General features: G+C 66.5%; 25 protein-coding genes. 8 read left to right on the top strand and 17 right to left on the bottom strand.

Annotated elements, in window-relative coordinates; genetic code table 11:
* A partial coding sequence (locus C7411_RS24815; RefSeq protein WP_279306311.1) for a citrate/2-methylcitrate synthase occupies nucleotides 1-726 on the bottom strand: 726 nt, incomplete at its 3' end.
* 374 nt (nucleotides 727-1,100) lie between these two features.
* Here C7411_RS24815 and C7411_RS24810 point away from each other — a divergent pair.
* Nucleotides 1,101-1,502, top strand: a complete 402-nt coding sequence (locus C7411_RS24810) for a hypothetical protein (RefSeq protein WP_110386676.1) — start codon at nucleotides 1,101-1,103, stop codon at nucleotides 1,500-1,502.
* 95 nt (nucleotides 1,503-1,597) lie between these two features.
* Here the strand turns inward: C7411_RS24810 and C7411_RS24805 are convergent, their stop codons facing one another.
* The 3 genes from C7411_RS24805 to C7411_RS24795 all read right to left on the bottom strand — a co-directional run bounded on the left by C7411_RS24805 (nucleotide 1,598) and on the right by C7411_RS24795 (nucleotide 4,670).
* Nucleotides 1,598-2,383 carry an alpha/beta fold hydrolase gene (locus C7411_RS24805; protein ID WP_110386693.1) on the bottom strand — a complete coding sequence of 262 codons (786 nt, stop codon included), beginning with the start codon at nucleotides 2,381-2,383 and terminating at the stop codon, nucleotides 1,598-1,600.
* Between the two features lie 240 nt (nucleotides 2,384-2,623).
* Nucleotides 2,624-3,682: a rod shape-determining protein gene (gene mreB / locus C7411_RS24800; protein ID WP_110386675.1), complete on the bottom strand. Its 1,059-nt coding sequence runs from the start codon at nucleotides 3,680-3,682 to the stop codon at nucleotides 2,624-2,626.
* Between the two features lie 337 nt (nucleotides 3,683-4,019).
* The gene (locus C7411_RS24795) at nucleotides 4,020-4,670 is read right to left on the bottom strand and encodes an alpha/beta hydrolase (RefSeq protein ID WP_110386674.1); all 651 of its coding nucleotides are present in this window, start codon (nucleotides 4,668-4,670) and stop codon (nucleotides 4,020-4,022) included.
* A 276-nt stretch (nucleotides 4,671-4,946) separates the two neighbouring features.
* Between C7411_RS24795 and C7411_RS24790 the strand changes: the two genes are divergently transcribed.
* Nucleotides 4,947-6,515: a DHA2 family efflux MFS transporter permease subunit gene (locus C7411_RS24790; protein WP_110386673.1), complete on the top strand. Its 1,569-nt coding sequence runs from the start codon at nucleotides 4,947-4,949 to the stop codon at nucleotides 6,513-6,515.
* A gap of 108 nt (nucleotides 6,516-6,623) precedes the next feature.
* On the top strand, nucleotides 6,624-7,550 hold the full coding sequence (locus C7411_RS24785) for a glutaminase (protein WP_110386672.1): 927 nt from the start codon (nucleotides 6,624-6,626) through the stop codon (nucleotides 7,548-7,550).
* Between the two features lie 82 nt (nucleotides 7,551-7,632).
* Here the strand turns inward: C7411_RS24785 and C7411_RS24780 are convergent, their stop codons facing one another.
* Both C7411_RS24780 and C7411_RS24775 read right to left on the bottom strand, forming a co-directional pair.
* A complete protein-coding gene (locus C7411_RS24780; protein WP_110386671.1) occupies nucleotides 7,633-8,301 on the bottom strand; it encodes a response regulator transcription factor in 669 nt (222 codons plus the stop codon).
* An 18-nt stretch (nucleotides 8,302-8,319) separates the two neighbouring features.
* Complete coding sequence (locus C7411_RS24775) at nucleotides 8,320-9,225, bottom strand: S1C family serine protease (RefSeq protein WP_110386692.1); 906 nt, start codon at nucleotides 9,223-9,225, stop codon at nucleotides 8,320-8,322.
* Nucleotides 9,226-9,389: 164 nt separating this feature from the next.
* Here C7411_RS24775 and C7411_RS24770 point away from each other — a divergent pair, with 164 nt between their 5' ends.
* Nucleotides 9,390-10,322: a hypothetical protein gene (locus C7411_RS24770; protein WP_110386670.1), complete on the top strand. Its 933-nt coding sequence runs from the start codon at nucleotides 9,390-9,392 to the stop codon at nucleotides 10,320-10,322.
* Between the two features lie 63 nt (nucleotides 10,323-10,385).
* On the opposite strand, the gene C7411_RS24765 is transcribed toward C7411_RS24770, so the two are convergent.
* Entirely contained in the window at nucleotides 10,386-11,021 is a 636-nt protein-coding gene (locus C7411_RS24765) for an outer membrane lipoprotein (RefSeq protein ID WP_221206797.1), read from the bottom strand.
* A gap of 212 nt (nucleotides 11,022-11,233) precedes the next feature.
* Complete coding sequence (locus C7411_RS24760; protein ID WP_110386668.1) at nucleotides 11,234-11,527, bottom strand: hypothetical protein; 294 nt, start codon at nucleotides 11,525-11,527, stop codon at nucleotides 11,234-11,236.
* Nucleotides 11,528-11,776: 249 nt separating this feature from the next.
* Between C7411_RS24760 and C7411_RS24755 the strand changes: the two genes are divergently transcribed.
* Nucleotides 11,777-11,965, top strand: a complete 189-nt coding sequence (locus C7411_RS24755; protein ID WP_110386691.1) for a hypothetical protein — start codon at nucleotides 11,777-11,779, stop codon at nucleotides 11,963-11,965.
* On the opposite strand, the gene C7411_RS24750 is transcribed toward C7411_RS24755, so the two are convergent.
* The 8 genes from C7411_RS24750 to C7411_RS24715 are packed head-to-tail and all read right to left on the bottom strand — an operon-like array spanning nucleotide 11,946 to nucleotide 20,300.
* Complete coding sequence (locus C7411_RS24750) at nucleotides 11,946-12,578, bottom strand: nucleotidyltransferase family protein (RefSeq protein WP_110386667.1); 633 nt, start codon at nucleotides 12,576-12,578, stop codon at nucleotides 11,946-11,948. The two genes, C7411_RS24755 and C7411_RS24750, sit on opposite strands and share 20 nt — an antisense overlap.
* Complete coding sequence (locus C7411_RS24745; protein ID WP_110386666.1) at nucleotides 12,575-13,675, bottom strand: XdhC family protein; 1,101 nt, start codon at nucleotides 13,673-13,675, stop codon at nucleotides 12,575-12,577. Before C7411_RS24745 ends, C7411_RS24750 begins: the two co-directional genes overlap by 4 nt.
* On the bottom strand, nucleotides 13,672-14,874 hold the full coding sequence (locus C7411_RS24740; protein ID WP_110386665.1) for a vWA domain-containing protein: 1,203 nt from the start codon (nucleotides 14,872-14,874) through the stop codon (nucleotides 13,672-13,674). The genes C7411_RS24745 and C7411_RS24740 overlap by 4 nt, the downstream gene beginning before the upstream one ends.
* Entirely contained in the window at nucleotides 14,868-15,764 is an 897-nt protein-coding gene (locus C7411_RS24735; protein WP_110386664.1) for an AAA family ATPase, read from the bottom strand. Before C7411_RS24735 ends, C7411_RS24740 begins: the two co-directional genes overlap by 7 nt.
* Nucleotides 15,765-15,772: 8 nt before the next feature.
* The gene (locus C7411_RS24730) at nucleotides 15,773-16,396 is read right to left on the bottom strand and encodes an SRPBCC family protein (protein WP_110386663.1); all 624 of its coding nucleotides are present in this window, start codon (nucleotides 16,394-16,396) and stop codon (nucleotides 15,773-15,775) included.
* Between the two features lie 30 nt (nucleotides 16,397-16,426).
* The gene (locus C7411_RS24725) at nucleotides 16,427-18,841 is read right to left on the bottom strand and encodes an aerobic carbon-monoxide dehydrogenase large subunit (protein WP_110386662.1); all 2,415 of its coding nucleotides are present in this window, start codon (nucleotides 18,839-18,841) and stop codon (nucleotides 16,427-16,429) included.
* Nucleotides 18,842-18,858: 17 nt separating this feature from the next.
* The gene (locus tag C7411_RS24720) at nucleotides 18,859-19,389 is read right to left on the bottom strand and encodes a (2Fe-2S)-binding protein (protein ID WP_110386661.1); all 531 of its coding nucleotides are present in this window, start codon (nucleotides 19,387-19,389) and stop codon (nucleotides 18,859-18,861) included.
* Nucleotides 19,390-19,421: 32 nt separating this feature from the next.
* The gene (locus C7411_RS24715) at nucleotides 19,422-20,300 is read right to left on the bottom strand and encodes an FAD binding domain-containing protein (protein ID WP_110386660.1); all 879 of its coding nucleotides are present in this window, start codon (nucleotides 20,298-20,300) and stop codon (nucleotides 19,422-19,424) included.
* Between the two features lie 204 nt (nucleotides 20,301-20,504).
* Here C7411_RS24715 and C7411_RS24710 point away from each other — a divergent pair, with 204 nt between their 5' ends.
* The 3 genes from C7411_RS24710 (at nucleotide 20,505) to C7411_RS24700 (ending at nucleotide 23,572) form a co-directional block, all read left to right on the top strand.
* Nucleotides 20,505-21,320, top strand: a complete 816-nt coding sequence (locus tag C7411_RS24710; RefSeq protein ID WP_110386659.1) for a LytTR family DNA-binding domain-containing protein — start codon at nucleotides 20,505-20,507, stop codon at nucleotides 21,318-21,320.
* A gap of 76 nt (nucleotides 21,321-21,396) precedes the next feature.
* Nucleotides 21,397-21,942 (top strand): hypothetical protein, encoded by a 546-nt coding sequence (locus C7411_RS24705; protein ID WP_110386658.1) that lies wholly within the window; start codon nucleotides 21,397-21,399, stop codon nucleotides 21,940-21,942.
* Nucleotides 21,943-22,210: 268 nt separating this feature from the next.
* Nucleotides 22,211-23,572: an MFS transporter gene (locus tag C7411_RS24700; RefSeq protein ID WP_110386657.1), complete on the top strand. Its 1,362-nt coding sequence runs from the start codon at nucleotides 22,211-22,213 to the stop codon at nucleotides 23,570-23,572.
* A gap of 18 nt (nucleotides 23,573-23,590) precedes the next feature.
* On the opposite strand, the gene C7411_RS24695 is transcribed toward C7411_RS24700, so the two are convergent.
* Nucleotides 23,591-25,819, bottom strand: coding sequence for an SLC26A/SulP transporter family protein (locus C7411_RS24695; protein WP_110386656.1), 2,229 nt, complete (start codon nucleotides 25,817-25,819; stop codon nucleotides 23,591-23,593).
* Nucleotides 25,820-26,005 lie beyond the last annotated feature (186 nt).

Below are 26,005 nucleotides of genomic sequence, written 5' to 3'. Positions count from 1 at the left end.
GGTAGACGTCGAAGCGTTCTGCTCGTGGTCGGCGTGCAGGATGAGGATACGGTCGAGCGCGCGCACGAGCACGTCGTTGACCTTGTACTCTTCGCTCGGCGCGGAGAACATCATGCGCATGAAGTTCGCGCTGTACGACAGATCGTTCTGCGGATACACGAACGGCTGGCCGATCGTGTACTTGTACGCCATGGCGACGAGCGTCGGCAGCTTCGCGATCATGCGGATCGCCGACACCTCGCGATGCTTCGCGTCGTTGATGTCGAGCGAGTCGTGATAGAACGCGGACAGCGCCCCGACCGCCGCCACCAGAATCGCCATCGGATGTGCGTCACGGCGGAACCCCCGGAAAAAGAAGTGCATCTGTTCGTGAACCATCGTGTGGTTCTTCACCGAGGCCACGAATTCATCCTTCTGCTGCTGGGTGGGCAGCTCGCCCTTGAGCAGCAGGTAGCAGCTTTCGAGGAAGTCGGCGTTTTGCGCAAGGTTGTCGATCGGGTAGCCGCGATAGAGCAGCTCGCCCTTGTCGCCGTCGATGTACGTGATCGCCGAGTTGCACGACGCCGTCGACATGAAACCCGGGTCATACGTGAACATGCCGGTCTGGCCGTACAGCTTGCGGATGTCGATCACATCCGGGCCCATCGTGCCCTTGTAGACCGGCAACTGCACGCCTTCAGCGTGGCCGGGGATCGTGAGCGTGGCGTGTGTCTTCGAGTCGATCATTTTCTGTCCTTGAATTGCTGTTACTTCGCAATACTTCGCGCAAACCTCGCGCAACAGGACGCAGCCGCCGGAAAGGCCGGCATTGCTGCGACCGCCTGCCGCATTCTACGGCGCGCTGCAGCAACGATTGATAGCGCAGCCAGCAACAATCCCTCTTCAGGCCCGCAACACTGTAAAGCTTGCGGCTTCCTTAACATCGATTCCTGCAACAATATTTTTCTCTTGCGGCGCAACATGCCGCACCCTATCTTTGCGATACTGCTTGACATGCAAGGGTTTTCCATTACTTGCAATCTTGTAATCCGGCCCGCTTTCGGTAGCGGGCTTTTTTCACCGCCACGCGCGCTTAAAGCAAAACGTAAGGAAGCAAACAGATGAACATCTCGGTCGACACCCTGTTCGCAGAAGACGAACAAGCAGAGGGCGCCGTCGTCACGGCACTCAATCACCAGGACATCGTGGTCGCGCTGTCGGCCGCACTCGCCAGCGAGCGCGTGGCCGTGCTGCACATGCTGTACCCGCGCACCGACGCGCGCACGCACCGCAGCCTCGATCACCTCGTGGACGCGCTCAACGGCCACGGCCTGCACCGGGTCGCCCGCCTCGTTGCGCAGGAAGCGCACTATCTCGTGTTCAAGGATCCGGCGAAGGCATGGAAGGCCTTCCACGAAATCCGCAACGATTCGCTTGCGATCGGCGTGCACCTCTTCTACGCGGGCCTCGTCGGCGAGGCTGCCGAGCGCAAGCTCGACGCCCACGCGCACGGCCGCGACTAAGCGAAAATCGTTCGGACAGCGATATTTATCGCAGCAATAAACAGGGCGGCCGCGGGTTCAGTTCCGCATGGCCGCCCTTATTGCATCGGCGTGCGTCAGCGCCCGTGGCCGCTCACGAAGCGATCGATCAATTCGTTGAACGCCGCGGGCCGCGCCAGATTCATCCCATGCGATGCGCCCGCCACACTCGCGCGGCGCGCATCGGGCAGCCATGCGTCGAGCGCGGCCACGGCCCGGTGAAACACCTCCGGACTCAGTTCGCCGTCGATCAGCTGCACGGGGCATCGCACGTCGGCGGCTTGCTCGCGCGTGTACGCGGGCAGCGGGTCCTGGAACTGCGGCCCGAGCGTGTGCGCGTTGTCGGTGGCCATGCGGCGAAACGCATGCGTGCTCCTTGCCCAGAAGCCGGGCCGGCTCACCGAATCGACGAACAATTCCAGCCCCGCGTCCACCTGGCCCGACTCGATCAGCGCCACGGCGCGGGCGCGCAGCGCGTTGACGGTCTCGGGCAGCGCGGCGAGTGTCTGCCCCGGCTGCTGGACTGGCCCGCCCGGATCGGCGAGCGTGAGCGTGCGCACCTGTTGCGGATGGCGCCGCGCGAACTGGAACGACACGAAGCCGCCGCGCGAATGTCCGATCACGTGCGCGGGCCCGGCTCCCAGAGCTTCGACAAACGCCGCGAGTTCGTCCGCATGCTGCCGCCAGCTGAAAGGCTGGCCGCGCGCAGCATCCGCGGCGGGCCAGTAGTGCGTGAGACTCACCGATACGCAGCGATATTGCTGCGCGAGGCCGGCCAGCTGCGGCCGCCAGTAGCGGTAATCGCAAAGCGAGCCGTGCACGAAGAGAAGGAGTTCGCCCGAGCCCCGTTCGACATAGGGCACGGGCAGGCCGCCGGGCAGTTCGATGAACGTACCGGGGGCCGGAAAAGCGGCTGGATTCACGGCTGGACGATGTGGAGACAACGGGACAGCGGCGCATTGCAACGGACTAAGGCCACGGACTACGGCAGCCCATTGCGGCGCACGCCGGCAAGTGGCGTATTGTCCCACGCCCGCGGCGCGAACACACGGCAGGCCGGCGCCCTGGCGAAGCGGTATTGCCCCGTGCGCCGGCTTGCGCCGTTATTCGACCATTTCGAAAGCGTGCTCGCTCATGAGCGACGCCGCCGCACCCGCGCCGCGCACCGCGCAGGTGAGCGGCTCGTCGGCCACCCGCACGGCCACGCCAAGCTCGGCGGCGAGGCACTGGTCGAGCCTGCCGAGCAGCGAGCCGCCGCCCGTGAGCACGATGCCGCTATCGGCGATATCGGTGACGAGTTCGGCGGGCGCCGTCTCGAGCACCTGCCGCACCGCGTTGATCACTACGCGCAACGGCGCGGCCAGCGCGTCCACCACGTCGTGGCTCGTGATCTCGACCGTGCGCGGCAGACCGTCTTCCATGCTGCGCCCGGTCGCGCGTATGCGTTCGATGGGTTCGCCGTAGAGCGCGCAGCCAATCGTCTTTTTCACGTGTTCGGCGGTCTGCTCGCCCAGCACGACGCCATAGAGCGTGCGCACGTGGTCGACGATGGCGCGGTCGAACTGGTCGCCGCCCACGCGCACCGAACCGCTGCACGCCACGCCGCCCAGCGCGACGATGCCCACTTCCGTCGTGCCGCCGCCGATATCCACGACCATCGAGCCGGTTGCTGCGTGCACCGGCAAACCCGCGCCGAGCGCCGAAGCCAGCGACTCGCCGATCAGGTTCACGCTCGCCGCACCTGCCGCGAAGGCCGCCTCGCGAATCGCGCGGCGCTCGACGCGCGTCGCGCCCGCCGGCACGCACACCGTGAATGCCGCACGGCGGCCGAGCAGCCGGCGCGGCTGCGCCATCGCCACGAAGCGGCGCATCATGTGTTCGGCAGCGGAAAAATTGGCGATCACACCGTGCGAAAGCGGCCGCACCGTCTCCAGGTTGGCCGGCGTGCGGCCGAGCAGATCCTTCGCCTCGCGGCCCACCGCGGCCACCGTCGTCTCGCTCGCGCCCGCGCGCCTTTCGAAGCAGACCACGGAGGGCTGGTTCAGCACGATGCCCTTGTCGGCGGTGTAGATGAGCGTGTTGGCCGTACCGAGATCGAGCGCCACGTCCTCCTGGCGGAACAGCCTTTTGGAAAAGATGGAATGCGGCTTGGCTCGGGCCATATGGGTCTGAAGTTCGGTTCTTTTTGGCGACCCGGCAGACGATGCGCCGCCGGATGGCATTCCCGATGGCGGCCTCGTCCAGGCAGCGCGAACTCGCCGCGCGCCGGGCGGAACGGGCCTACGCGGCCCATAAGGTCGCGGCGACTCCCCGTATTAACGGCCGCGACCGGCGCGAACTTTAGCCGGTCCAAAAACAACTGCCTAGCGTATCCGGAAAATATGGCCGAAATACGACACCGCGGGCTTATGCGACTGCCAATTTGTACCGGTTGGCCGCCATGCATGCCGATTAACGGGGCCCGACCTCGCCCCGCCAGCGACCGGATCGGCCCCGCGGCTAGCTGCGCGCGAGCGTGCGCACCAGCGCGTCGCGCCCGAGCATGACGCCCTGCGGCGTGATCGTGTGGCCAACGCCCGGCAACGCGAAAGCGGTGACCGCGAAGCCCGCATCGCTGAACGCGGCGGCGGCGCGCTCCAGTTCGCTCGCCGGAATCACTTCGTCGTCCTCGCCGTGCACGAGCGTGAGCACCGTGCGGCTTTTCGCGACCACGGGCGTGACGAGCCGGCCCGCATACGCGACCACGGCCGCCGCGCCCGCCGCCTGCGTGGCCACGTGGTAGAGCGACATGATCGAGCCTTGCGAAAAGCCCACCAGCGCGAGCGCGTCATGGCCGAGCCCCCAGTGGGCGAGTTCGGCGTCGAGCCGCCGCTCGAACACCTGCGAGGCGGCAACGACGCGCGCCTCGCGATTGCTCTCGCTGATGTCGCGCAGGCTGAACCACTGGCGTCCGCCAAAGCCGCCGTCGAACGGTTCGCTGCCGTCGAGCGACGTGAACGCGACGCCCGGCAGCGCATCGCGCCACACGTCGGCGAGCGGCGTGAGGTCCTGTGCGTTGCTGCCTACGCCGTGCAGCAGCACGACGAGCGCGCGCGCGGCGCCATCGGCCGGCGCCAGACGCCAGCCCCCTTCGAATGCTTCCCAGCTCATGGTCGGACCTCCCCTCTACTGACGATCGTATTGTGTGTCCAGCGCACGCATTTTGCGCGGCGCGCGGCAGGCGCAAGGATACGCTCGCCGCGCCACGCGTGTGCGAAAGACTCCATTTCCTCTCGCTACCTAAAGCCGCAACGGCAGCCCGATCGCGCGCGAAAGCCATTCGCAAGCCCCATGACCCTGCGCGGCATGGGGATGCTCCGCGGCTGGCGATGACAAACGGCGATTACAGGTATCCTGTGCCGCAAACCGGATACGCGGAGAACACCCTTGAACCAGCCCGCCGCATCATCGGCGCCGCCCGCGCCACCGCCGCCGCTCCAGGGCGGCAGCCTGATCCTCGGCACTGTCGCGGTCTCGCTCGCGACCTTCATGAACGTGCTCGACACGTCGATCGCCAACGTCGCCATTCCGACCATCTCCGGCGACATGGGCGTTTCCGTGGACGAAGGCACGTGGGTCATCACCGTGTTCGCGGCGGCCAACGCCGTTTCCATTCCGCTCACCGGCTGGCTCACGCAGCGCTTTGGCCAGGTGCGCCTGTTCGTCACCTCGATCCTCTCGTTCGTGCTGGCGTCGTGGCTGTGCGGCATCGCACCGACCCTGCCGTTCCTGCTGGTCGCGCGCGTGCTGCAAGGCGCCGTGGCCGGCCCGCTGATTCCGCTTTCGCAGGCCATCCTGCTCGGCTCCTGGCCCAAGGACAAATCGGCGACCGCGCTGGCGTTCTGGGCGATGACGACGACGGTCGGCCCGATCGCGGGACCGGCGCTCGGCGGCTGGATCACGGATAGCTACAACTGGGCGTGGATCTTCTACATCAACATCCCGGTGGGCTTCTTCGCGGCTTTCGTGACGTGGTCGATTTACCGCAAACGCGAATCCGCCACGCGCAAACCGCCTATCGACGTGGTGGGCCTCGGCCTGCTGATCGCCTGGGTCGCCTCGCTCCAGATCATGCTGGACAAAGGCAAAGACCTCGACTGGTTCAACTCGCCCGTGATCGTCACGCTCGGCCTCGTCGCGCTCATCAGCTTTGCGTTCTTTCTCGTCTGGGAGCTGACCGAGGCGCATCCGATCGTCGACTTGCGTTTATTCGGACAACGGAACTTTCTCGGCGGCACGATTGCCATTTCCGTGGCCTACGCCGTGTTCTTCGGCAATCTCGTGTTGCTGCCGCAGTGGATGCAGGAGTATCTGAATTACCGCTCGGTGGACGCGGGCCTTGTAACCGCGCCGCTCGGCGTCTTCGCGATGCTGCTCTCGCCCGTCGTGGGGCGCCTGCTGCCGCGCTCCGACGCGCGCATCATCGCGACGCTCGCGTTCGTGATGTTCGCGGGCGTGTTCTACATGCGTTCGCGGTACGTCATCGAAATCGACACCTTCCACCTCGTGCTGCCCACGCTGCTGCAAGGCATCCCGATGGCGCTCTTCTTCGTGCCGCTCACGGCGATCATTCTCGCGGGGCAGCCGCCGAGCCGCGTGCCCGCGGCGGCGGGCCTCTCGAACTTCGTGCGCGTGTTCTGCGGCGCGGTGGGCACCTCGATCGCGACCAACGCATGGAACAACCGCACGATCCTGCATCACGCGCGGCTCACCGAGCAGGCCTCGGTCAACAACCCGACCTTCGTGCAGGCGATCGACCAGACCCAGAAGGTGCTGAATCTGAGCGAACCCTCCGCACGCGCGCTGTTCGACTTTCAGCTCACCACGCAGGCCGCCATGATGGGGCTGAACGACATTTTCTATATCTCGGCGATCATCTTTCTCGTGATCATTCCGCTCATCTGGATCACGAAGTCGACAAGGGGCGGCGGCGGCGGCGCGGCGGGGGCGCATTGAGCCGCGAGGTTCAGTCAACGCGCGCAATGACGCCGTGGCGGTAAGCGCGAGCCGCTACAATCGCGGGGACCGCGGCGGGCGCTCCGCTGCGACTGCCCGGCTCCGCCCATGAATCACACGTTCGACTACACGCCCATCCTCGAAGCCATCCATCGCGACCTGCAGCCGTATATCGGCACGGGCCGCGTTGCCGACTACATTCCCGAACTCGCCACGGTGCGCGCCGATCACTTCGGCATGGCTATCGTGACGGTGGACGGCCAGGTGTACCGCACCGGCGACGCCGATGTGCGCTTTTCCATCCAGAGCATTTCGAAGCTGTTCGCCTGCACGCTCGCGTTCCAGCTGCTCGGCGACGCGCTCTGGCAGCGCGTGGGCCGCGAGCCTTCGGGCACGGCATTCAACTCGCTCGTCCAGCTCGAATTCGAGGCGGGCAAGCCGCGCAACCCGTTCATCAACGCGGGCGCGCTCGTCGTGACCGACGTGCTGTGCCGCCGCTTCGTGCAGGCGGAGACCGCGCTCGTCGATTTCATGCGGCGGCTTGCGGGCGAGCCCGGCATCGGCTACGACCTGCGCGTCGCGCAATCGGAACTCGCGCACGCCGAGCGCAATCGCGCTATGGCGCATTTCATCGCGAGCTTCGGCAATCTGGACATGCCCGCCGATGCCGTGATCGACGCCTATTGCCGACAATGCGCGATCTCGATGAGCTGTGTGGAACTGGCGCGCTCGGCGCTCTTTCTGGCCAATGGCGGCGTCTCGCCCGCGAGCGGCGAACCCGTGCTCGACGCGAGTTCGGCCAAGCGCCTTTCTGCGCTGATGTTGACCTGCGGCACCTACGACGCGGCGGGCGATTTCGTCTACCGCGTGGGCTTGCCCGCGAAGAGCGGTGTGGGCGGCGGGATCATTGCGGTGCTGCCGGGCGAGTTCGCGGTGTGCGTGTGGTCGCCGGGCCTCGACGCGACGGGCAATTCGCTGGTGGGCTCGCTGGCGCTGGAGTGGTTGACGACGCGCACCGGGCGCTCGATTTTCTGAGGCTGTGGCGAACGCCATTCGCTGAAGCCGTTCCCCTGCCCCACGACGCAGAGCCGCGGCCCGGGGGGCGGTCGCGGCCTGTCTACACCATGACGTATCCGCGCCGCATACCGAGCATCACCGCTTCGGTGCGATTGGTCGCGCCGAGTTTGCCGAAGATGGACGAGAGATGGGATTTCACCGTGTTGTCCGAGATATCGAGTTGCCGGGCGATCTCCTTGTTGCCGAGTCCGTCGGCGAGCATCGCCAGCACTTCGATCTCCCGCAGCGACAAGGCTTCGAGCGGTCCGCCCGACATCGTCTGGCGTAATGGTTTTCGTCCGGCCAGCAGCCTTGCGAGGATGTCGGGCGAGAGCACGCACAGGCCGGCGGCGGCGGCTTCGATGGCCGCGACGATTTCGGCGGGCGTCACGTCGCGCGACAGGATCGCCGTCGTCTCGGCGGGCAGTTCGTCGGGGAATCCGTCGCTATCCGGGTCGTCGAGCAACAGGACCAGCGCCGCCGGCACGTGGTCAGAATCGAACAGTGTCTTGAGCGCGTCGCTTGCCTGCGGCTCGATGTCGGCCACCATGACATCCGGCACCGTACCGGCGAGGTAAGCGGCGAGCGTTTCGGCATCGGCTGCGCTGCCGAGGAACGCGAGTGGCGGCTGCGCCTCGACAATCGCTTGCAAGCTTGCGCGCACCTGCGACGACGACGCAATGACCGCGACCCGCACCGGCCCCATGTGTTCCATCGTTCCATCCGACATTTGGCCGCTTCCCGGACCTCACCTGCACGAATGCCGCTGGGGCCGTTCGCCCACGGTTACTGTGCATGCGTGGCGCTCGCCGCCCCGGATCAACGTGACTGGCAACGGCTGCCCGATGCTCGTCGAGCCCAGCGCGGCGTGCAAGTCGCCGATGTCGCGGCAAGGTTGGCCGTCCAGTTCGATCAGCACGTCGCCAATCAGTATGCCCGCCTGTTCCGCAGGACCGCCTGGCGCCAGCGAACTGATCAGCAATCCGTTATTGAACGACAGGTTCATTTTGTCCACCCATGCGTCGAGCAGGCTGACCTGCTGCGTGCCGACGCCAAGATAGCCCCGCGACACGCGCCCCTTGGCCAGCAGTTCGTCGGCGACGCGCTCCACCGTCGTCGCGGGAATCACCATGCCTGCACCGCGCATCAGTCCCGACGTGCAGATACCCACGACCTGGCCGCGCATATCGGCCAGGGCCGCGCCCGAGAAACCCGGGCGCAGACCGCCGTCCAGCCGCACGAATGCGTCGAGCTGTCCGCCTCTCCACGTGCGCCAGGGACCACCCGTGCTGCCAATCACGCCAAAATCGGCACTGGCGCCGAGTTCGTCGGCGCGCGCGACGGCGAGCGCCAGATGACCCGGCTTGAGCGAGCGGGCATCGCCGGACTCGACTGGGTCCAGGTCCACGCCGTCCAGCTTCAGCACGGCGAGATCGGTGCCCGGATCCAGCCCTGCAAGGACTGCGGCGACCGTACGGCCGTCGGTCAAGGTGAGGTCGATCCCCTCCTCGCGCCGGATCGTGTGGGCAGCCGTTACCACGACGCCGTGGCGCCAGATTACCCCACTCGACGGCATGCGATGCCGGCCATGGATTGCCACGACGCTCTGCCCGACTCGCGCGACAATGTCGGCCAGACCGTCCGAAAGAACCACTAAAGGATTTGCGCTCGAGGATGTCGTTTCCATTGCAAGTCTCCTGCCAATCGTGGGTCCACAATTCGTGTGGTTCACAATGACAGAAGGACCGGCGGCGCGCACCACCCAAATGGGTAGTCGGATCGATGCAGTTCACACGCAGCCAAAACGGGAGGAAGGCCATGAGTACGCTTGCCAGATTCACATCGGGAATCCGGCGCACGCGCCTGTGTTGGATGGCCGCGATGACCGCGGCGCTCTGCTTGCTGGGCCAGGGCGCTTTCGCGCAACCGGACGCCAGCGCGACGAGCCTGCGCGAAAAGTACCAAAGTCTCACGCAGCAACTCGCGCAAAACCCGTTTCAGCGACCGCTGTACCTCGAATCGCAGGAGTTGCCATCTGCGCTCAAAGGCGATATTTACGGTGTCGTCAACTTCCCTTTCGCGACGGTCAACGACACGCTCAACCACCCGGCTCAGGGGCCCGCGAACTGGTGCGACGTGCTGATCCTGCACTTGAACATCAAGTACTGCCATGCCTCGACCAGCGCGAGCGGTACGGTTCTCGCGGTGAATATCGGCAAGAAAACCGAGGAATCGCTTTCCTCGTCCTACCGCGTGCAATTCGCCTGGCACCAGGCAGTGAGCAGCCCTGACTATTTTCGCGTGGAACTCTCCGCCGCCACGGGTCCGCTAAGCACGAAAGACTACCGGATCGTGCTGGAGGCCATACCCGTGGGCGACGACCGCACCTTTATTCATCTGACTTATGCCTACGGTTACGGTACGGCGGGACGGCTGGCCATGAAAGCCTATCTGGCGACGATAGGCAGCGATAAAGTCGGCTTTTCCACGACCCTCGATCCGTCGACGAACGAGACGCGATACATCGGCGGCGTGCGCGGTCTGGTCGAACGCAATACCATGCGCTATTACCTCGCTATTCAGGCGTATCTCGATGCGCTTTCCAGCCCGCCCGGCGCCCGCCTCGACAAACGCCTCGCTGAGTGGTTCGATGCCACCGAACAGTATCCGCGGCAGTTGCACGAGGTCAGCCGCGCCGACTACATGCAAATGAAGCACGACGAATATCAGCGTCAGCAGATCGCGCAGTAGTCCGCGCCGATCCACGCCGGCAAGATATTCAGGATGCCTTCAGGTATGCGATACCCGCCGGAATCAGTAGCGCGCAAGCTGGCTGCCGTTGACCTGCACGCGGTCGCCGGGGCGCAGGTCGCCGGGCGTCGGCACGTTGAAAGCGCGGGTTGAGCCGTCGCTCAGCTGCACGTCGATCTGGAATCCTGCGGGCTGGCCCATCTGCTGGCCGATCTGGTTGCCTGCATAGGCTCCGCCGAGCGCGCCGATCACAGTCGCGGCGTCGCGGCCGTGGCCGCCGCCGATCTGATTGCCGAGAACGCCGCCAACCAGCGCGCCGACCACGGTTCCGGCGATGCCCGAAGCCCCCGTGGCGTTGCTCAACGGCCGGATGCTCGCGATCGTGCCGTACTGCGTGCCATATGGGTTGCCGTATTGCGGGTTGGACTGCGCACCGTACTGACCGTTGCTTTGCGTGTCATACGGCGGTTGCGGCGCAGGCGGCGGCGCGTAAGCGGGTTGCTGCACGGTGCCCGGTTGCGCGTAAGCGGGCTGGCTATAGGCAGAGGCAAGGGCAGAGGCAGGGGCAGGCGCCGCATATTGGCTCGGGTAGCCTTGCTGCGCGCCGTACGGCGTGTAGCCCGGGGCAACGCATGCGGACAACGACAGACTTGCTGCCGCGACAAGCGCGGCGGTGAGGGCGGACTGGGTAGAGAGCATGAACGTCACGGTGAGTTCGCATTGCCGCCGCTGCGGGCACGACAAGCATAGGGAGGAATGGCGATTGCGCGGCAGTATACGGAAAGCCCGCCCGGACGTCCGCTGCGCGAGGGTAACAACATGTAAAGTCCGTTGCCGGGTGAATGGCGGCGCACCGCGCGCGGCGCCGTTCACCCGTTGGAATCAGTCAGGCGCCGGATTCCCCGAGATGTTCAATGCAGGGTCTGGACGGTGCCGATGGCATCGGTATCTTCCGACGCGGCCTGTTCGAGGATCGCGCAGCGGAAGTCGAACTTGACACGAAGGATCGCGGATTCGACGCGTGCGTCGCCGCGATGGCCCTTCAGGCGGGTATCGATCGCCTCCTCGACGGCGAGAATCGCCTGCTCGATACTCTCCGGATCGTCGCTGTCGAATCCGACCTCGACCTCGATGCTCTCCAGCAGGTTCAACGCGGTTGCAATGTCTTCGGAAGCGACGAATAGCGTCTCGGCGTGTTCTCTCATCTACCCTCCCCGTTGGGTTGTCCAGCTCTTCAGACAGCTGCGAGTTGCACGCCTATCGTTGCACATCCGGAACAAATCTGCCGGCGACGAAGGCCGGTGTTGGGTTCGAAACAACGGTAGGGTTGCCGTCCATCGTGAAGCGAATAGAATCGAAGGTTCCAGCTGATAGCGTAAAGGCAATCGGCCCGCCGTCGGGCGCGTGCTCGACCTGCTAGACTGGAAGTTCCCCCGCGAACCATGGAGGGAATCATGACGACTGTCTACGTGGTGAAGACTGGTGAGCAGTACCTCTGCTGCGCAGAGGACGGCGATATTGGCATGGCGCCGGAGATTGGCGGGGCCAAGTCCTTCGTCTCATACGAGGAAGCCGAAAAGGCGGCGTCCGTGCACGCCGACCCCGGATACGAAATCGTCGCCGTCAGCGTTGCCACGCACTGACTGTGCGGCCCTCCACGCGCGCAACGACGCTCAGGTAGTCGGCGGGGGTATCCATGTCGACGCAAAAGCGATCGTGCGCCGCCTCGTGGAGAAACACCTCGCCGCCATGCCCGGCGATCAGCTTGCGGCAGCCCGGATTCACGCGTCCGCCTCCGACCTCCGGACAATAGCTCGACGCGAACACGACAGGATTGCCGCGCGCGCCGCCGAACATCGGCACCAGGATCGAACCGTACGGCATCGACGCGTAGGCCTCGATCAGTTCGCGATAGTCGGCCGTTTCGAGCAGCACCTGGTCGGCGAGGCAGATCATCACGGCGTCGCACGGCGCCTGCAGCGCGGCAACGCCGCTCGCGACCGACGTCATCTGTCCTTCCCGGTAGCGCGGGTTGCTCTGCAAGCGCACGTCGAGGCCGTCGAGCGCTTCGAAGACGGCCCGGCCATTGAATCCGGTCACGACGACGACCTCCTCCGGTCGCGCCGAAACGATCGCGCGCACGACGCGCCGCACGGCAGGCTCCCCGCCCACCGGCAGCAACAACTTGTGACGCCCCTCCATGCGCGTGGACAGGCCTGCCGCGAGCACGACAGCCGAAAACGCCGGGCCGCTCATCGCTTCTCCGCGGGGAGGCCGTCCGGGCGACCGGCAGTGAGAGGGGCGGCGTCCAGATAGCGCCCGGGGGCGCGCTCGAACTCGGACTTGCAGCCGTCGCAACAGAAGTACACCTTGCGTCCGCCATAGTCGAGAACATGTTTCGCCTTCGCAATCTCGACGCTCATCCCGCAGACGGGGTTCACATAGCGTCCCGCCTCTGCCACGGCTGCGCCGAGCGCCTCGCACGGCGGCAGCGGCGGTACGGTTTCCGTCGCGATCGCGGCCCGCGGCGCCGCGGCCTCGGCCGTCGCTTGCGTCTCGTGCATCTCGTGCATCTCGTGCCGCAGCGCGACGAGTCCCGCCACGGCGCCCAGTGCGATCTCCTGCGGCGTGTGCGCATGGATCGCCGGACCCGCCGGGGCGTGCAGCGCCGCGAGCCGGATTTCGTCGATGCCGCGCAGGCGCATCGCTGCGCGCAAGCGCTCGGCCTTTCTGTGACTCGCGATCAGGAGCACCGCCGCCGCCGCGCTGCGCAGCGCGGCTTCGAGCGCATCCTCGTCGCGCTCGCCTTGTGTGGCGACCAGCACGAACGACGTACCGGCGCGATCCAGCGCGGCGGCTTCGACGCCCGCCTGCCCGGCGCGCGCCACGTCGGCGGCCAGGCTCGCGCGAAACCCGACGCGCCGCGCGAGCACACACGCTTCCTGCGCCGCGGGCGTGGCGCCGAGCACAGCCACGAGCGGCGCGGGCACGGTGGGCTGGATGAAGAGTTCCAGCGCGCCGTTGCTCGCACACGGCATCGCATGCGCCTCGACTTCGGCCTCGGCTGGCGCCGGCTCGTTGCTGATCCGCACGCGCCGCGGCTGCCCCGTGCGGATCGACTCCCGCGCGGCCTCGATGACGATCGTCCGCGAGCAGCCCCCGCCGACCCAGCCATGCAGCGCGCCGCCGGCCTCCACCAGTGCCTGGGCGCCGACGTGCGTCGAGGTTGGCGGCGCGGCACGGATCACGGTGACGACCGCGAACGGTGCGCCTGCATCGATCAGCCGCTGCTCGAGCTGCAGCAGATCCGCGGCGTCCGCGAGGGTCTCGCTCGATTCGGCATGGACATTCATTGCAACGCCTCGAGGATGGGAGGAAAGATCCGTTCGAGACTCGCGAGATCGCGGGCCCCGGCAAACAGGTCGAGATGCGGCAGCGCGGCCTGCATGCCCGCGCTGACCGGCGCGAACCCGGGACGATCGCCGAGCGGGTTGAGCCAGACGAGCGAATGGCAGCGCCGCCGGATCGCGGCAAGCGACGCGCCGAGCTGCGCCGCGTCGCCCGCGTCGTAGCCGTCGCTGACGATCACGACCGCGGTCCGCGCATGCAGCAGGCGCGGCGCGTAATGCGCATTGAAAGCGGCGAGACTCTCGCCGATGCGCGTCCCGCCCGCCCAGCCCTCCGAGATGAGGTGCAGGCGCTCCTGGGCGCGGCGCGGATCGGGGTCGCGCAGCGCTTCGTCGACGCAGACGAGCCGCGTATGGAAGACGAAGCTGTGGACGTCCGGCAAACGCCCGCTCAGCACGCGCGCGAGCCGCAGGAAGAAGAAGCTGTAGAGGCTCATCGAGCGGCTCACGTCGAGCAGCAAGACGATGCGCGGGCGCTGCCGGCGTTTGCGCCGCCAGCCGAGCTCGACCGGCAGCCCGCCACGCGAGACGCTGCGCCGGAGGGTCCAGTGCAGATCGAGCGTGCGCCCGAGGTTCGCGCGTTGCTCGCGGCGCATCTGGATGCCGTGCAGGCGCTGGGCGAAGCGGCGGATTGCGGCGTCGATGGCGAAGAGTTCGCTGCGATCGTTCAGGTGGCGCAAATCCGCATGCGCCAGCGACTCGCTGCGCGTGGCGCCTTCGCTCGCGGCGGCGCCCTCCTGGGCCGCGCCATTGCCGCGGCCTGCGAGCGAAACCGGCGTGCCCTCGCTCGCATCGGCCGGCCCGCAGGCCGTGTCGTCGCGCGCGAGCGGCCCGGCGCCGCCGGCACGCGTCTCGGCGAGCTTGCGCCGGTTCGGCGCGAGGAAGTACGCGTCGAACAGTTCGTCGAAGCGCCGCCACTCCTGCGCGCGCGAGCACAGCAGCGCACGCAGGCTCCAGCGCAGCACGTCGCGCTCCGTCTGGCCCATGCGCTGCACCACCTCGAGCATTGCCGCAACGTCCGCGTTCGTCACGCCGAATGCGTTCGCGCGCAGCCAGCCCGCGAAGCCCGCATAGCGCGCGACGAGGCGACCGGCGAGATCGTGCGGCGCCGCGCGATGCACCGTGCTGTCGATGCCGGTCAGCATGACGCCACCAGTTTTTCGACCACGGGCCGCGTGAGACTGGCCTGATCCTCGCGCGTTTTCACGAGCGCGGCGAGCGAATCCATCACGCGGTCCACGCCGTTCTCGTCGAGCGCACTCACGCCAAGGCGCAGCAGCGCGGCCACCCAGTCGAGCGTTTCCGCGAGGCCGGGCTTGCGGCGCAGCGCCATCTCGCGCACCGCATGCACGAATTCGACGATCTGGGCCGCCAGCGCCTGGGGCACCTCGGGAACCTGGGCCCGCACGATCATGAGCTCACGCTGGAACGACGGGTAGTCGACGTACTGGTAGAGGCAGCGGCGGCGCAGCGCGTCGGAGATCTCGCGCGTGCCGTTCGAGGTGAGGATCACATAGGGCCGCTCGGTCGCGCGGATCACGCCAAGCTCGGGAATCGAAAGCTGGAAATCCGACAGCAACTCGAGCAGGTAGGCCTCGAACGCCTCGTCGGTGCGGTCGATTTCGTCGATCAGCAGCACGGGCGCGGGCGTGGTCGTAATGGCTTCGAGCAGCGGGCGCTTGAGCAGATAGCGCTCGGAGAAGATGTCGTGCTCCTTGTCGCGCAGCGGCCGCGTGTCCTGCTCGAAGAGCTTGATCGCGAGCAACTGGTGCACATAGTTCCACTCGTAGAGCGCCGCGTGCGCGTCGAGCCCCTCGTAGCATTGCAGGCGGATCAGCGGCGCGTCGAGCAGGCGCGCGAGCGCCTTCGCGACCTCGGTCTTGCCCACGCCCGCCTCGCCCTCCAGCAGCAGCGGGCGGCGCATTTCCAGCGTGAGCAGCAGCGCCGCCGCGAAGCCGCGCTCCACGATGAACCGGTGGCCCGCGAGCTTCGCCTGCAGCGCGAGGACGTCCGGCATGCGGTCGGTTTGCGCCATGGCGTGCCTCAGCGGCCTTGCGCCTTGTGCGTGAAGAGCCCGCGCAGCCAGTCGCGAACGATGGCCCAGACAAACGCAATGCCATTGAGCTCGGTGGCTTGCGCAGGCGCCCCGGCCGCCCTGGAAACCGGTGCGTCCGCCGCGCTCTCTGCAGCGCCTGTCGCGGTTTGCGGCGGCGCCATGGCACTCAGGCGCGCCGAGAAGTTCGCGACGAACTGCTTGAGCAGCTGCTCCGACACCGGTCCCATGAGCCGCCCGCCCAGCGCGGCGGCCTTGCCGCTCATCGTCACTTCGCTCTTGCCGGCCAGCGTGCTCGTCTCGCCCGTGGGCTGCACACTGGCCGTGAGATCCATCGTCGCCGCCGAGCTGCCGGTCGAATCCGTGCCCTTGCCGAGCAGATGCAGGCTGCGCGCCGCGGCGTCGAGCGCGAGCACTTCGATGTCGCCCTTGAACGCCATCGTCGCCGGCCCGAGCCGCACCGTGATGGTTCCTTTGTAGTGCGTATCGTCGACGCGCCCGGTGATCTGCGCGCCCGGCATGCAGCCGGCCACCGCCTCGATGTCCTGCATCAGCGCCCAGGCGCGCTCGGCGCTCGCGTCGAGCGCGAATGCCTTGTCGAGTACGACTTTCATTGCGGACTCCTCATTCGCGTGTGCTTCGGCTCAGGCTGGCCGCGTCAATCCCAGCTCGCGGCATTGCTGCCACACGCGATACGCGTTGTGCGGCATGTTCATGTGCGTGACGCCGAGATGCGCGAAAGCGTCGACCACGGCCGCCGTGAAGCACGGAATCGAGCCCACGTGCGGCGATTCGGCCACGCCCTTTGCGCCGATCGGGTGATGCGGCGAAGGCGTCACCGTGAAGTCCGTTTCCCAATGCGGCGTTTCCACGGCCGTCGGCACAAAGTAGTCGAGCAGCGTCGCGCCGAGCAGGTTGCCCGCTTCGTCGTACGGCAGTTCCTGCCCGAGCGCGACGGCGAAGCCTTCGGTCAGGCCGCCGTGAATCTGCCCCTCGATGATCATCGGATTGATCCGCGTGCCGCAGTCGTCGAGCGCGTAAAAGCGGCGCACGCGGATCTCGCCGGTATAGCGGTTGATGTCGAGCACGCAGACGTATGCGCCGAACGGGAACGTGAAGTTGGGCGGATCGTAATAGTCGACGGCCTCGAGGCCCATCTCCAGCCCCTCGGGAACGTTGTGATAGGCGGCCCACGCCACCTCCTTCACGGTCTTGAACTGGTCCGGCGAGCCCTTCAGCACGAAGCGGTCCAGGTCGAACTCGACGTCGTCCGGGCTCGCTTCGAGCAGATGCGCGGCGATGCGGCGCGCCTTCTCGCGAATCTTGCGCGAGGCGCGCGCCACCGCGGCGCCCGCAACGGGCGTCGAACGCGAGCCATAGGTGCCGAGGCCGTAGGGCGCCGTGGCGGTATCGCCCTCTTCCACCGTGATTTTCGAGGCGGGAATGCCAGCCTCCGATGCAATGATCTGCGCGTAGGTGGTCTGGTGTCCCTGGCCCTGCGTGATCGTGCCCATGCGAGCGATGGCGGAGCCGTCCGGATGCACGCGGATCTCGCATGAATCGAACATGCCCACGCCGAGGATGTCGCACATTTTCGACGGCCCGGCGCCGACGATCTCGGTGAAGTTCACGACGCCGATGCCCATGAGCCACTCGGCATCGGGGTCGGCGCGGCGCTGTGCCTGCTCCTTGCGCAGCGCGTCGTAGTCGACGGCGGCCAGCACTTTTTTCAGCGCGGTCTCGTAGTCGCCCGAGTCGTATTCGAGGCCAAGCGGCGTCGTGTACGGGAACTGGTCGCGGCCGATGAAGTTGCGCAAGCGGATCTCCGCCTTGTCGATGCCGAGCTTCTGCGCGAGCACGTCCACCATCCGCTCGATCAGGTAGACGGCTTCGGTCACGCGAAACGAGCAGCGGTAAGCGACGCCGCCCGGAAACTTGTTCGTGTACACGCCGTCGACGCTGACGAACGCATTGGGGATCGCATACGAGCCCGTGCATACATGGAACATGCCGGCGGGCCATTTGGTCGGATCGGCGCACGCGTCGAACGCGCCGTGGTCGGCCACCACATTCACGCGCAGCGCCTTGATGCGGCCGTCCTTGTCGGCGGCCAGCTCGCCCGTCATGTGATAGTCGCGCGCGAACGCGGTGCTGGAGAGGTTCTCGTTGCGCGACTCGATCCACTTGACCGGGCGCCCGAGCACGATGGACGCCACGATCGACGTCACGTAGCCCGGATACACGCCGACCTTGTTGCCGAAGCCGCCGCCGATGTCGGGCGAAATGATGCGGATATTCGACTCCGGTATCGACGACAGCAGCCCGACCACGGTGCGCACGACGTGAGGCGCCTGCGACGTGATGTAGACCGTGAGATCGCCGCGCACCTTGTCGAACGACGCGACGCAGCCGCAGGTTTCGAGCGGGCACGGATGCACGCGCGGATACACGATGTCCTGCCTGACCGTGACTTCCGCGTTCTCGAACATGCGGTCCGTCTTGTCCCGGTCGCCCATCGTCCACGTGAAAATATGATTAGGATGCCTTCTGGCCCCGTGCGCGCCGCTATCCTTGTCGCGGATGTCCTCGCGAATCACGGGCGCATCGGGCGCGAGCGCCTTCATGGGATCGACGAGCGCGGGCAATGCCTCGTACTCGACCTCGACGAGTTCGGCCGCATCGGCGGCGACGTAGCGGTCGTCGGCCACCACGAATGCGACTTCCTGGTTCTGGAAGCAGACTTTTTCGTCGGCAAGGACCGCCTGCACGTCGCCTGCTAGCGTCGGCATCCAGTGCAGCTTGAGGGGTTTGAGGTCGTCCGCCGTGAGCACGGCGTGCACGCCGGGATGCGCGAGCGCACGCGCTTTGTCGATACGTTTCACGCGCGCGTGGGCGTAGGGACTGCGCACCATCACGCCGAACAGCATGCCCGGCATCTTGATGTCGTCCACGTAGCTGCCCTTGCCCTGGATGAAGCGCGGATCCTCGCGGCGCTTGCGCGAGCAGCCCATGCCTTCGAGCGCGGCGAGACGTTCGAGATTGGCGTCGGGATGGTTCATGACGGATCTCCCGGCGCTCAGTGCGCGTGCACCGCGCCCGCTTCGATGAGCGGATGCGAGGTTTCGGCCGCTTCGCCGCGCAGCTTGCGCGCCGCATATTGCACGGCCTTCACGATGTTCTGATAGCCCGTGCAGCGGCACAGGTTCCCTGCCATCCAGTAGCGGATTTCCGCTTCCGTCGGAGCGGGGTTCTCCTGGAGCAGGCGGTACGCGCGCATCAGCATGCCGGGCGTGCAGAAGCCGCATTGCAGCCCGTGCTCCTGCATGAAGCCTTCCTGCAGCGCATGCAGCGCGCCGCCTTCGGCGAGCCCTTCGACCGTGCGCACCTCCGCGCCCTGTGCCTGCACGGTGAGCAGCGTGCACGACTTCACGGACATGCCGTTGAAATCGACGGTGCAGGCGCCGCAATGCGACGTCTCGCAACCGATATGCGGCCCGGTGTGCTGGCATTTTTCGCGCAGCGTATGAATCAGCAGTTCGCGCGGCTCGACGACGACGTCGACCTCGCTGCCGTTGAGGCTGAACGACACCATGGTTTTGCTGGCCATTTTTCGCGTTCTCCGTGAGTCAAGTCGCTGCGTCAGGGGCGTGCCGGGTTCGCGGCTCGTTCGTATGCGGTACTGAGCGCCCTGCGGGTCATCTCGCCCGTCATCGCACGCTTGTAGTCGGCGTCGCCGCGCAGATCCTCCACCGGATTGCACGCCGCCATCGCGAGCCGCGCCGCTTCGTCGAGCGCGCGCGCATCGAATGGCTTGCCGATCAGGGCCTGCTCGGCGTCGACCGCGCGGATCACCGTGTCGCCGACATTCGTCAGAGCAATGCGCGCGTGCTCGACGTGGCCGCCGCCAAGGCGCAGCGTGACGGCCGCCGCCGCGGTTGCGAAGTCGCCGGTCTTGCGCTTGAGCTTCGCGTAGCAATAGCCGGTGCCGGGCTGCGGCACGGGAATGCGGATGCCGGTCATGATCTCGCCGGGAGAGAGCAGCGTCGCATAGGTGCCGAGGAAAAAGCCGTCCGCGCTCACCTCGCGCTCGCCCGCCGCGCCTTGCAGCACGAACGAAGCATCGAGCGCGATCATCAGCGCGGGATGGTCATTGCCGGGATCGCCGTGCGAAAGATCGCCGCCCAGCGTGCCGCGATAGCGCACCTGCGGGTCGGCGATCTGCCGCGCGCCCTCGACGATGAGCGGACAGCGCGCTTGCAGCAGCGTGGACCAGATCAGCTCGTTTTCGGTCGTCATCGCGCCGATCCACAGCGTGCCGTTTTCTTCGCGGATGCCCTTGAGTCCGGCCAGCCGGCCGAGGTCGATCAGGTGATCGGGCTGGGCGAAGCGCAGTTTCATCATCGGCAGAAGGCTGTGGCCGCCCGCGAGCAGTTTCGCCGTTTCGCCGTGTGTGCCGAGCAAGGCGAACGCCTCGGACAAGGTTTGCGGAGCGTGGTATTCGAATGGACGGGGAATCACACTGGTCACCTTGTTGTCATTGCATTGAAGTTCAGCATTTCACAATGCAACGCAGCAATTCAACGGGCTTTCTCGAATGGCGGCGTGGCTGCGCCGGGCGCCGGAAAACTTGCGTGAAAAGGGGAAAGGACATAAAACTGAGGCAGCGTCCCGCCGCCGCAGACGCCGCGCACAACGCCGCCGCCGCATCGGGGAGAACCCTGGATGAAACCGTTCGAGCACGCCATGCCGTCCACCGACGCGCGCCGCGCCGAGACTTTTCAGCACCGCCTCGAGCAGTTCAATCCGGGCGTGGTGTGGCTCGACGCACAGGGGCGCGTCAGCGCGTTCAACGACGTCGCGCTGCAGATTCTCGGACCGGCGGGCGAGCAGTCGCTGGGCGTGGCCCAGGACAAGCTGTTCGGCATCGACGTCGTGCAGTTGCACCCGGCAAAAAGCCGCGACAAGCTGCGCTTCCTGCTGCAGTCGCGCGACGCCGGCGGCTGCCCCGTGAAGTCGCCGCCGCCGGTTGCCATGATGATCAACATTCCCGACCGCATTCTCATGCTCAAGGTGTCCAGCATGTCGGACATGAATGGCGCGTGCGGCACCTGCATGATTTTCTACGACCTCACCGACCTCACGACCGAGCCGTCGGCCGAGCCGCCGGCTCAGTCGCTCGCCGGCGCGCCCACGCCGCCGCGGCGGCTCTTCAAGATTCCGGTGTACCGCAAGAACCGCGTGATGCTGATCGACCTGAAGGACGTCGTGCGCTTCCAGGGCGACGGCCACTACACGACGATCGTCACGAAGGACGATCGCTACCTCTCCAACCTGTCGCTTGCGGACCTCGAACTGCGGCTCGACAGCAATACGTTTTTGCGCGTGCATCGCAGCCACATCGTCAACCTGCCGTACGCGGCCGAACTCGTCAAAGCCGACGACAGCGTGAACCTCGTGATGGACGACGGCGAACGCAGCGTCGTGCCGGTGAGCCGCTCACGCGCCGCACAACTGAAAGAGTGGCTCGGCGTGGTTTGAGGCAGGCGCCGACCGCTTGACTTCTGCCAACCCGTCTCCTTCGTCCTAGAATTCATGTATCAGGGGGCGAGGCGACATGAAGCGCGAAGTGGTCACCGGGCTGCTGTGCGGCGCACTGCTCGCCGGCTGCGTGACGGCCGGTGTCGAGGTCAGGCCCGAGCAGATGGCAAACTTCAGGCACGGCGTAACGACACTGCAGGACGTGATCACCGCGCTCGGTCCGGCATCGGTCGAGACCGCGCTGGACGATGGCTCGACGCTGCTCGTCTACACCTACGTGGCGTCGAGGCCGCACCCGGAAAGCTATATCCCGTTCATCGGTTCGCTGGTCGCCGGCGCCGACACCCACTCCTCCGCGGCCGTGTTCCTGTTCGATTCGCACGGTCTGCTCAAAAGCGCGAACACCACGAGTTCGAACGTCGGCACGGGCATGACCGGCGCCCATAGCGCGCAGCCCAGCGCGCCCGCGCCGGTCTCCGAGGCACCCGTCGTGGTCAAGAGCGTCCCGCCGCCCGCCGTTCAAACCGCCGCGCCGGCGCCGGAAGAAGACGTCGCGCCCGCGTCGCTGATGCCCGGCGAACCTCAACCAGAAATTAGCGTTCAGCCGGCTCCCGCCGAATAGGCGTCGCCCTCCGTGCGGGAATGCGCACTTTTGCGCAGCCGAGAAGCCGTTCGAAAAGCGACGTTGTCTTGCCTTCGCGCGACAGCACATTTCGATGTCGCTTCCAGCGCGTCACCATGTCGGCTTCGTTCTAGGAGCGACATTTCTGGTCGCATTAACTGTGCACATCATCACCGTGCGACTTCAGCCTTGAACCGCTCGCCTCTCATGGCTTCGCCATTCGGGGCGAGACGCACGCCTTTTTCAACGCACAAGGGACGGCCAGACAATGAAAGCGTATCAGCCCGAAGTGGACCCGAAGACGCTTCGCAAGGTGATCGTTGCCGCTGCGGTAGGCAATTTTGTCGAATGGTTCGACTTCGCCGTGTACGGATTTCTGGCGACACTGCTGACGCGCCAGTTCTTCCCGAACGGCGACCCGGCGATCGCGTTGATGAAGACCTTCGCGGTTTTCGCGGTCGCCTTTGCATTCAGGCCGCTCGGCGGCATCTTTTTCGGCGTGGTGGGAGACCGGGTGGGCCGCAAGAAAACGCTTGCACTGACCATCCTCATCATGGCCGGTGCAACAACGGTCATCGGCTTCCTGCCGACCTACGCATCGGTGGGCGTGCTCGCCCCCTTGCTGCTCGCGATCGTGCGCTGCGTGCAAGGTTTTTCCGCCGGCGGCGAGTACGCGGGCGCCTGCGCGTATCTGATGGAACATGCGCCGAAGCACCAGCGCGCGCGCTACGGCAGCTTTCTCCCGGTCTCCACGTTCCTGTCGTTCGCGAGCGCCGCAGTGGTGGCATCCGCGCTCGACGCCGCGCTCTCGCCAGAGGCAATGAGCAGTTGGGGCTGGAGAATTCCGTTCATCGCTGCGGCGCCTATCGGCCTCGTCGGACTGTATCTGCGCACGCGCCTTGGCGAAACGCCGGCATTCGCCGCAGTCGAACACGATCACGACCTGGCACACGCTCCACTGCGCGAAACGCTCAGGACCCAGGCAAGCGCGATCGTGCGCCTGGGTGCCTTCGTGTCCGTGACTGCGCTCTCCTTCTATACTTTCACGACCTACTTTGCGACGTATCTGCAGGTCGTCGGTCATCTAGGCCGGGCCAGCGCGTTATGGGTGACGGTCGTCGCACTCGTATTCGCCGCGGCCATCTGTCCGCTTGCCGGCCTCTACTCGGACGCAGTGGGAAGACGGAAAACCGTCTTCACGGCATGCGCCATCCTGATCGCCGCGGTGTACCCTTCTTTCGCGCTGGGAGGCTCAGGCGATTTTCGATCCGCGATTGCCGGCGCGTGCATGCTCGCGCTCGGCGCGGTCCTCTCGGGCGTGGTCACGGCGGCACTGCTCTCCGAAGTCTTTCCGACCCGAACGCGTTATACCGCTTCAGCGATCACCTACAACCTGGCCTATACGATCTTTGGCGGCACGGCGCCGCTCGTAGCCACCTGGCTGATCGAGTCGACGGGCAACAGCATCTCGCCCGCTTTCTACCTGATCGCCGTCTCGCTGCTCGCACTGGTTGGCGGGATGGCCTTGCCGGAGACGTCGCGGATATCGCTTGACGATCATCCGCATGAAGGTGTGACAGAACGCGTCGCGGCGCGAGGTCTGCAAGACGCACCGCACAATTCGGTCTGACGCGAGCCCCCCTCCTGCTCAGTAGGCCGCGCGCAGGGCCTCCGTGGCAAGGGCGAGGCGCGACGCAATGACCTTCACCAGAAAGCGATGAAACTGCTGGGCGGCCGCGGGGTCGTCCTGCTCGAGCGCAACGAGCGCGGCCAGCGACAGCCGGCGCACCCGTGTCGGCACTTCGGCGAACACGTCCGCGCTGCGCGGCTGCTGCGTGTATACGGCCATTTCCCCGATGACCGTGCCGGGCAGGCAAACGCGCACGCGCACCGACCGCCCGTTTCCGAGCGGCAGCGAAACGGCGACCCGCCCGCGCTCGATGATGTACAGCGCGTCGCCCGGGTCCCCGCGAAGAAACAACGCCTGGCCCGCCTGCAGATCCCGCACGTCGAGCCGCGTCGAGAGCGTGTTCAGCGCGCCGGCCGTGAAATGCGGCGCGAGCAGTGCGTTGAGGTCGTCACCAGGCTTCGGCGCGAGCGCGCTCGACGCGAGCAGTTGGTCTTCGATCCATTCCAGGCCCGAATCGAGCGTGCCGAATTCGCGAATCCGCAGATTGAGCGTGCCGGTTTTCGTCAGCAGATCGCGCGAGCGCGGCGGCAGCGCGGTCAGGATCAGGTCCGCGTCCATCGTCGCGCAGAGTTGCCGCAGCTTGACGAAGCTGATCGATACCGAAGCGTCGATGCCCTGGGTCGCCGCGAAATCAAGTACGACGAATCGAACCCGCACCGGATCGCGCACGGCGAGGCGCTCGCGTATGCGCTGGAGGATCGAATTGGCCGTGCCGAAAAAAAGAAACCCCTGCAGGCACATGCCGCACACCTGCGCGCCGAGCCCGCGTAACGCTTCGGTTTCCTCGATGTTGCGCTCGACATTCGAAGTCCGGCTGCGAAGGTCGAACGCCATGCGTATGCAGCTCACGCGGCCATAGAGCAGCGTGAACATCACGCACGCGGCAATCACGCCCACGGCCACGCCGATGAGCACGCCCCAGGCGGCGATCGTGCCCAGAATCACGGGCACGAGCAGATACTCGTACCAGGCGAGCTTCGCCCAGGCGCCGACCACCCAATGCACCATGAGGCGCAGCCCCATGAAAAGCTGGAGGCCGACGAGCACCGGCACGGGAAAGAGCGCGACGAAACCGGGCGACGCAGCCAGCACGACGAGGCACGCGAGCGAGGCGAACACGCCCGCCATCCGGCTCGTCGCGCCCACGCGCGCGTTGAGCATCGAGCGGTTGAACGACTGATAACCGACCATTCCGCCCAGCAGCCCGCTCGCGAGATTGGCGAGGCCCGCGGCCCGCATCTCGCGATTGAGATCGACTTCCTCGCCCGTCGCCGCGCCGATCGCCGTCGAATTCATCAGGATCGTGAGCGCGGAAACCGAGGTGACCACGAGGCTCTCAGGAAGGTGTGCGGCGATCGCCGTCCAGTCGATGCCTGCCAGCCCGGGCTGCGCGCGCAGGTGCAGCTCCGGCAGCCCGGTGAGCCGCAGCGCCGCGCGCGGCAACAGCAGCCCCATGGCGCGCGCTGCGTCGATCGACAGGCCCGCGGCGTGTAGCAGAACGTAGAAAAGAACGATGCCGAAGGCCAGCGTGAGCGGCAGCGCGGCAACGTGCTTCCAGCTGCGCATCAGGATCGTGGCCAGCACGCCTACCACGAGCGCAGGAAGCCATGCGAGCCAGTGAAGATGCGTCAACAATGCGAGCGTATGCCATTGCAGCGACGCGCCCGTCATGACGCGAAACGCGCCGGCGAGGAGCAGATAGCCCGTGCCGGCGAGGAAACCGCCGAGGACCGGGTAAGGCAGGAACTGCAGCGAGCGGCTGCGCTTCGAGGAACCGATCGCGTAGAGCACGATGCCGGTCACGAGCGAACAAAGTGCGATGGCGATCAGCACGGTGAGCAGCAGCGTTTGCGGGGAACCGCCATCCGCACGCACGCTGCTCGCGACGCCCGCCGCCACGCCCGCGAGAAACGCCGCCGCATTGCTGTCGGGGCCGCCGATGTTCAGGCGCATCGAACTCGTCAAGGCAGTCACGAGCGCCGTGACGACACAGCTGACGAGCGCGGTGGGCACGCCGAGCATGGCGTAGCGGGCAAGATCGGCGCTGAAGATCAGCGTGCCGAGGCTCATCGCGTAGCACAGCATGACGAGCGCCGACACCGCGCCGGCCGCCAGATCGCCGGGCAGCGCCGCGACGCGCGAGCGCGGCGGGACCTCGGCGGCGGTAACGGTCTTGCCCGGCTTCACGTGAATTCCCGGTGGAATGCGCGAGGCGCGATGGGGAGCGATCCAGTATCCGTCTGCGATCGAAAGGCGTCAAACAGACAAACCCGACGCAAACCCGGCCATACGCGGCCCGTGGCGCGCGCCTACACTGAATATTCACCGGCACGATCCCCGACGGGCTCGGGGCGGTTCGCATCAGGCAACCGG

The organism is Paraburkholderia silvatlantica (genome assembly GCF_003096715.1).
Lineage (GTDB): Bacteria > Pseudomonadota > Gammaproteobacteria > Burkholderiales > Burkholderiaceae > Paraburkholderia > Paraburkholderia silvatlantica.
This window is presented reverse-complemented; position numbering and strand designations above follow the sequence as displayed.

Bases quoted from the DNA above. Each gene is read 5' to 3' on its own strand.
- C7411_RS24810 (WP_110386676.1), top strand. From the start codon at position 1,101: ATGAACATCTCGGTCGACACCCTGTTCGCAGAAGACGAACAAGCAGAG.
- mreB (WP_110386675.1), bottom strand. From the start codon at position 3,682: ATGGCCCGAGCCAAGCCGCATTCCATCTTTTCCAAAAGGCTGTTCCGC.
- C7411_RS24795 (WP_110386674.1), bottom strand. From the start codon at position 4,670: ATGAGCTGGGAAGCATTCGAAGGGGGCTGGCGTCTGGCGCCGGCCGAT.
- C7411_RS24785 (WP_110386672.1), top strand. From the start codon at position 6,624: ATGAATCACACGTTCGACTACACGCCCATCCTCGAAGCCATCCATCGC.
- C7411_RS24780 (WP_110386671.1), bottom strand. From the start codon at position 8,301: ATGTCGGATGGAACGATGGAACACATGGGGCCGGTGCGGGTCGCGGTC.
- C7411_RS24770 (WP_110386670.1), top strand. From the start codon at position 9,390: ATGAGTACGCTTGCCAGATTCACATCGGGAATCCGGCGCACGCGCCTG.
- C7411_RS24765 (WP_221206797.1), bottom strand. From the start codon at position 11,021: ATGCTCTCTACCCAGTCCGCCCTCACCGCCGCGCTTGTCGCGGCAGCA.
- C7411_RS24760 (WP_110386668.1), bottom strand. From the start codon at position 11,527: ATGAGAGAACACGCCGAGACGCTATTCGTCGCTTCCGAAGACATTGCA.
- C7411_RS24755 (WP_110386691.1), top strand. From the start codon at position 11,777: ATGACGACTGTCTACGTGGTGAAGACTGGTGAGCAGTACCTCTGCTGC.
- C7411_RS24750 (WP_110386667.1), bottom strand. From the start codon at position 12,578: ATGAGCGGCCCGGCGTTTTCGGCTGTCGTGCTCGCGGCAGGCCTGTCC.
- C7411_RS24745 (WP_110386666.1), bottom strand. From the start codon at position 13,675: ATGAATGTCCATGCCGAATCGAGCGAGACCCTCGCGGACGCCGCGGAT.
- C7411_RS24740 (WP_110386665.1), bottom strand. From the start codon at position 14,874: ATGCTGACCGGCATCGACAGCACGGTGCATCGCGCGGCGCCGCACGAT.
- C7411_RS24735 (WP_110386664.1), bottom strand. From the start codon at position 15,764: ATGGCGCAAACCGACCGCATGCCGGACGTCCTCGCGCTGCAGGCGAAG.
- C7411_RS24730 (WP_110386663.1), bottom strand. From the start codon at position 16,396: ATGAAAGTCGTACTCGACAAGGCATTCGCGCTCGACGCGAGCGCCGAG.
- C7411_RS24725 (WP_110386662.1), bottom strand. From the start codon at position 18,841: ATGAACCATCCCGACGCCAATCTCGAACGTCTCGCCGCGCTCGAAGGC.
- C7411_RS24720 (WP_110386661.1), bottom strand. From the start codon at position 19,389: ATGGCCAGCAAAACCATGGTGTCGTTCAGCCTCAACGGCAGCGAGGTC.
- C7411_RS24710 (WP_110386659.1), top strand. From the start codon at position 20,505: ATGAAACCGTTCGAGCACGCCATGCCGTCCACCGACGCGCGCCGCGCC.
- C7411_RS24705 (WP_110386658.1), top strand. From the start codon at position 21,397: ATGAAGCGCGAAGTGGTCACCGGGCTGCTGTGCGGCGCACTGCTCGCC.
- C7411_RS24700 (WP_110386657.1), top strand. From the start codon at position 22,211: ATGAAAGCGTATCAGCCCGAAGTGGACCCGAAGACGCTTCGCAAGGTG.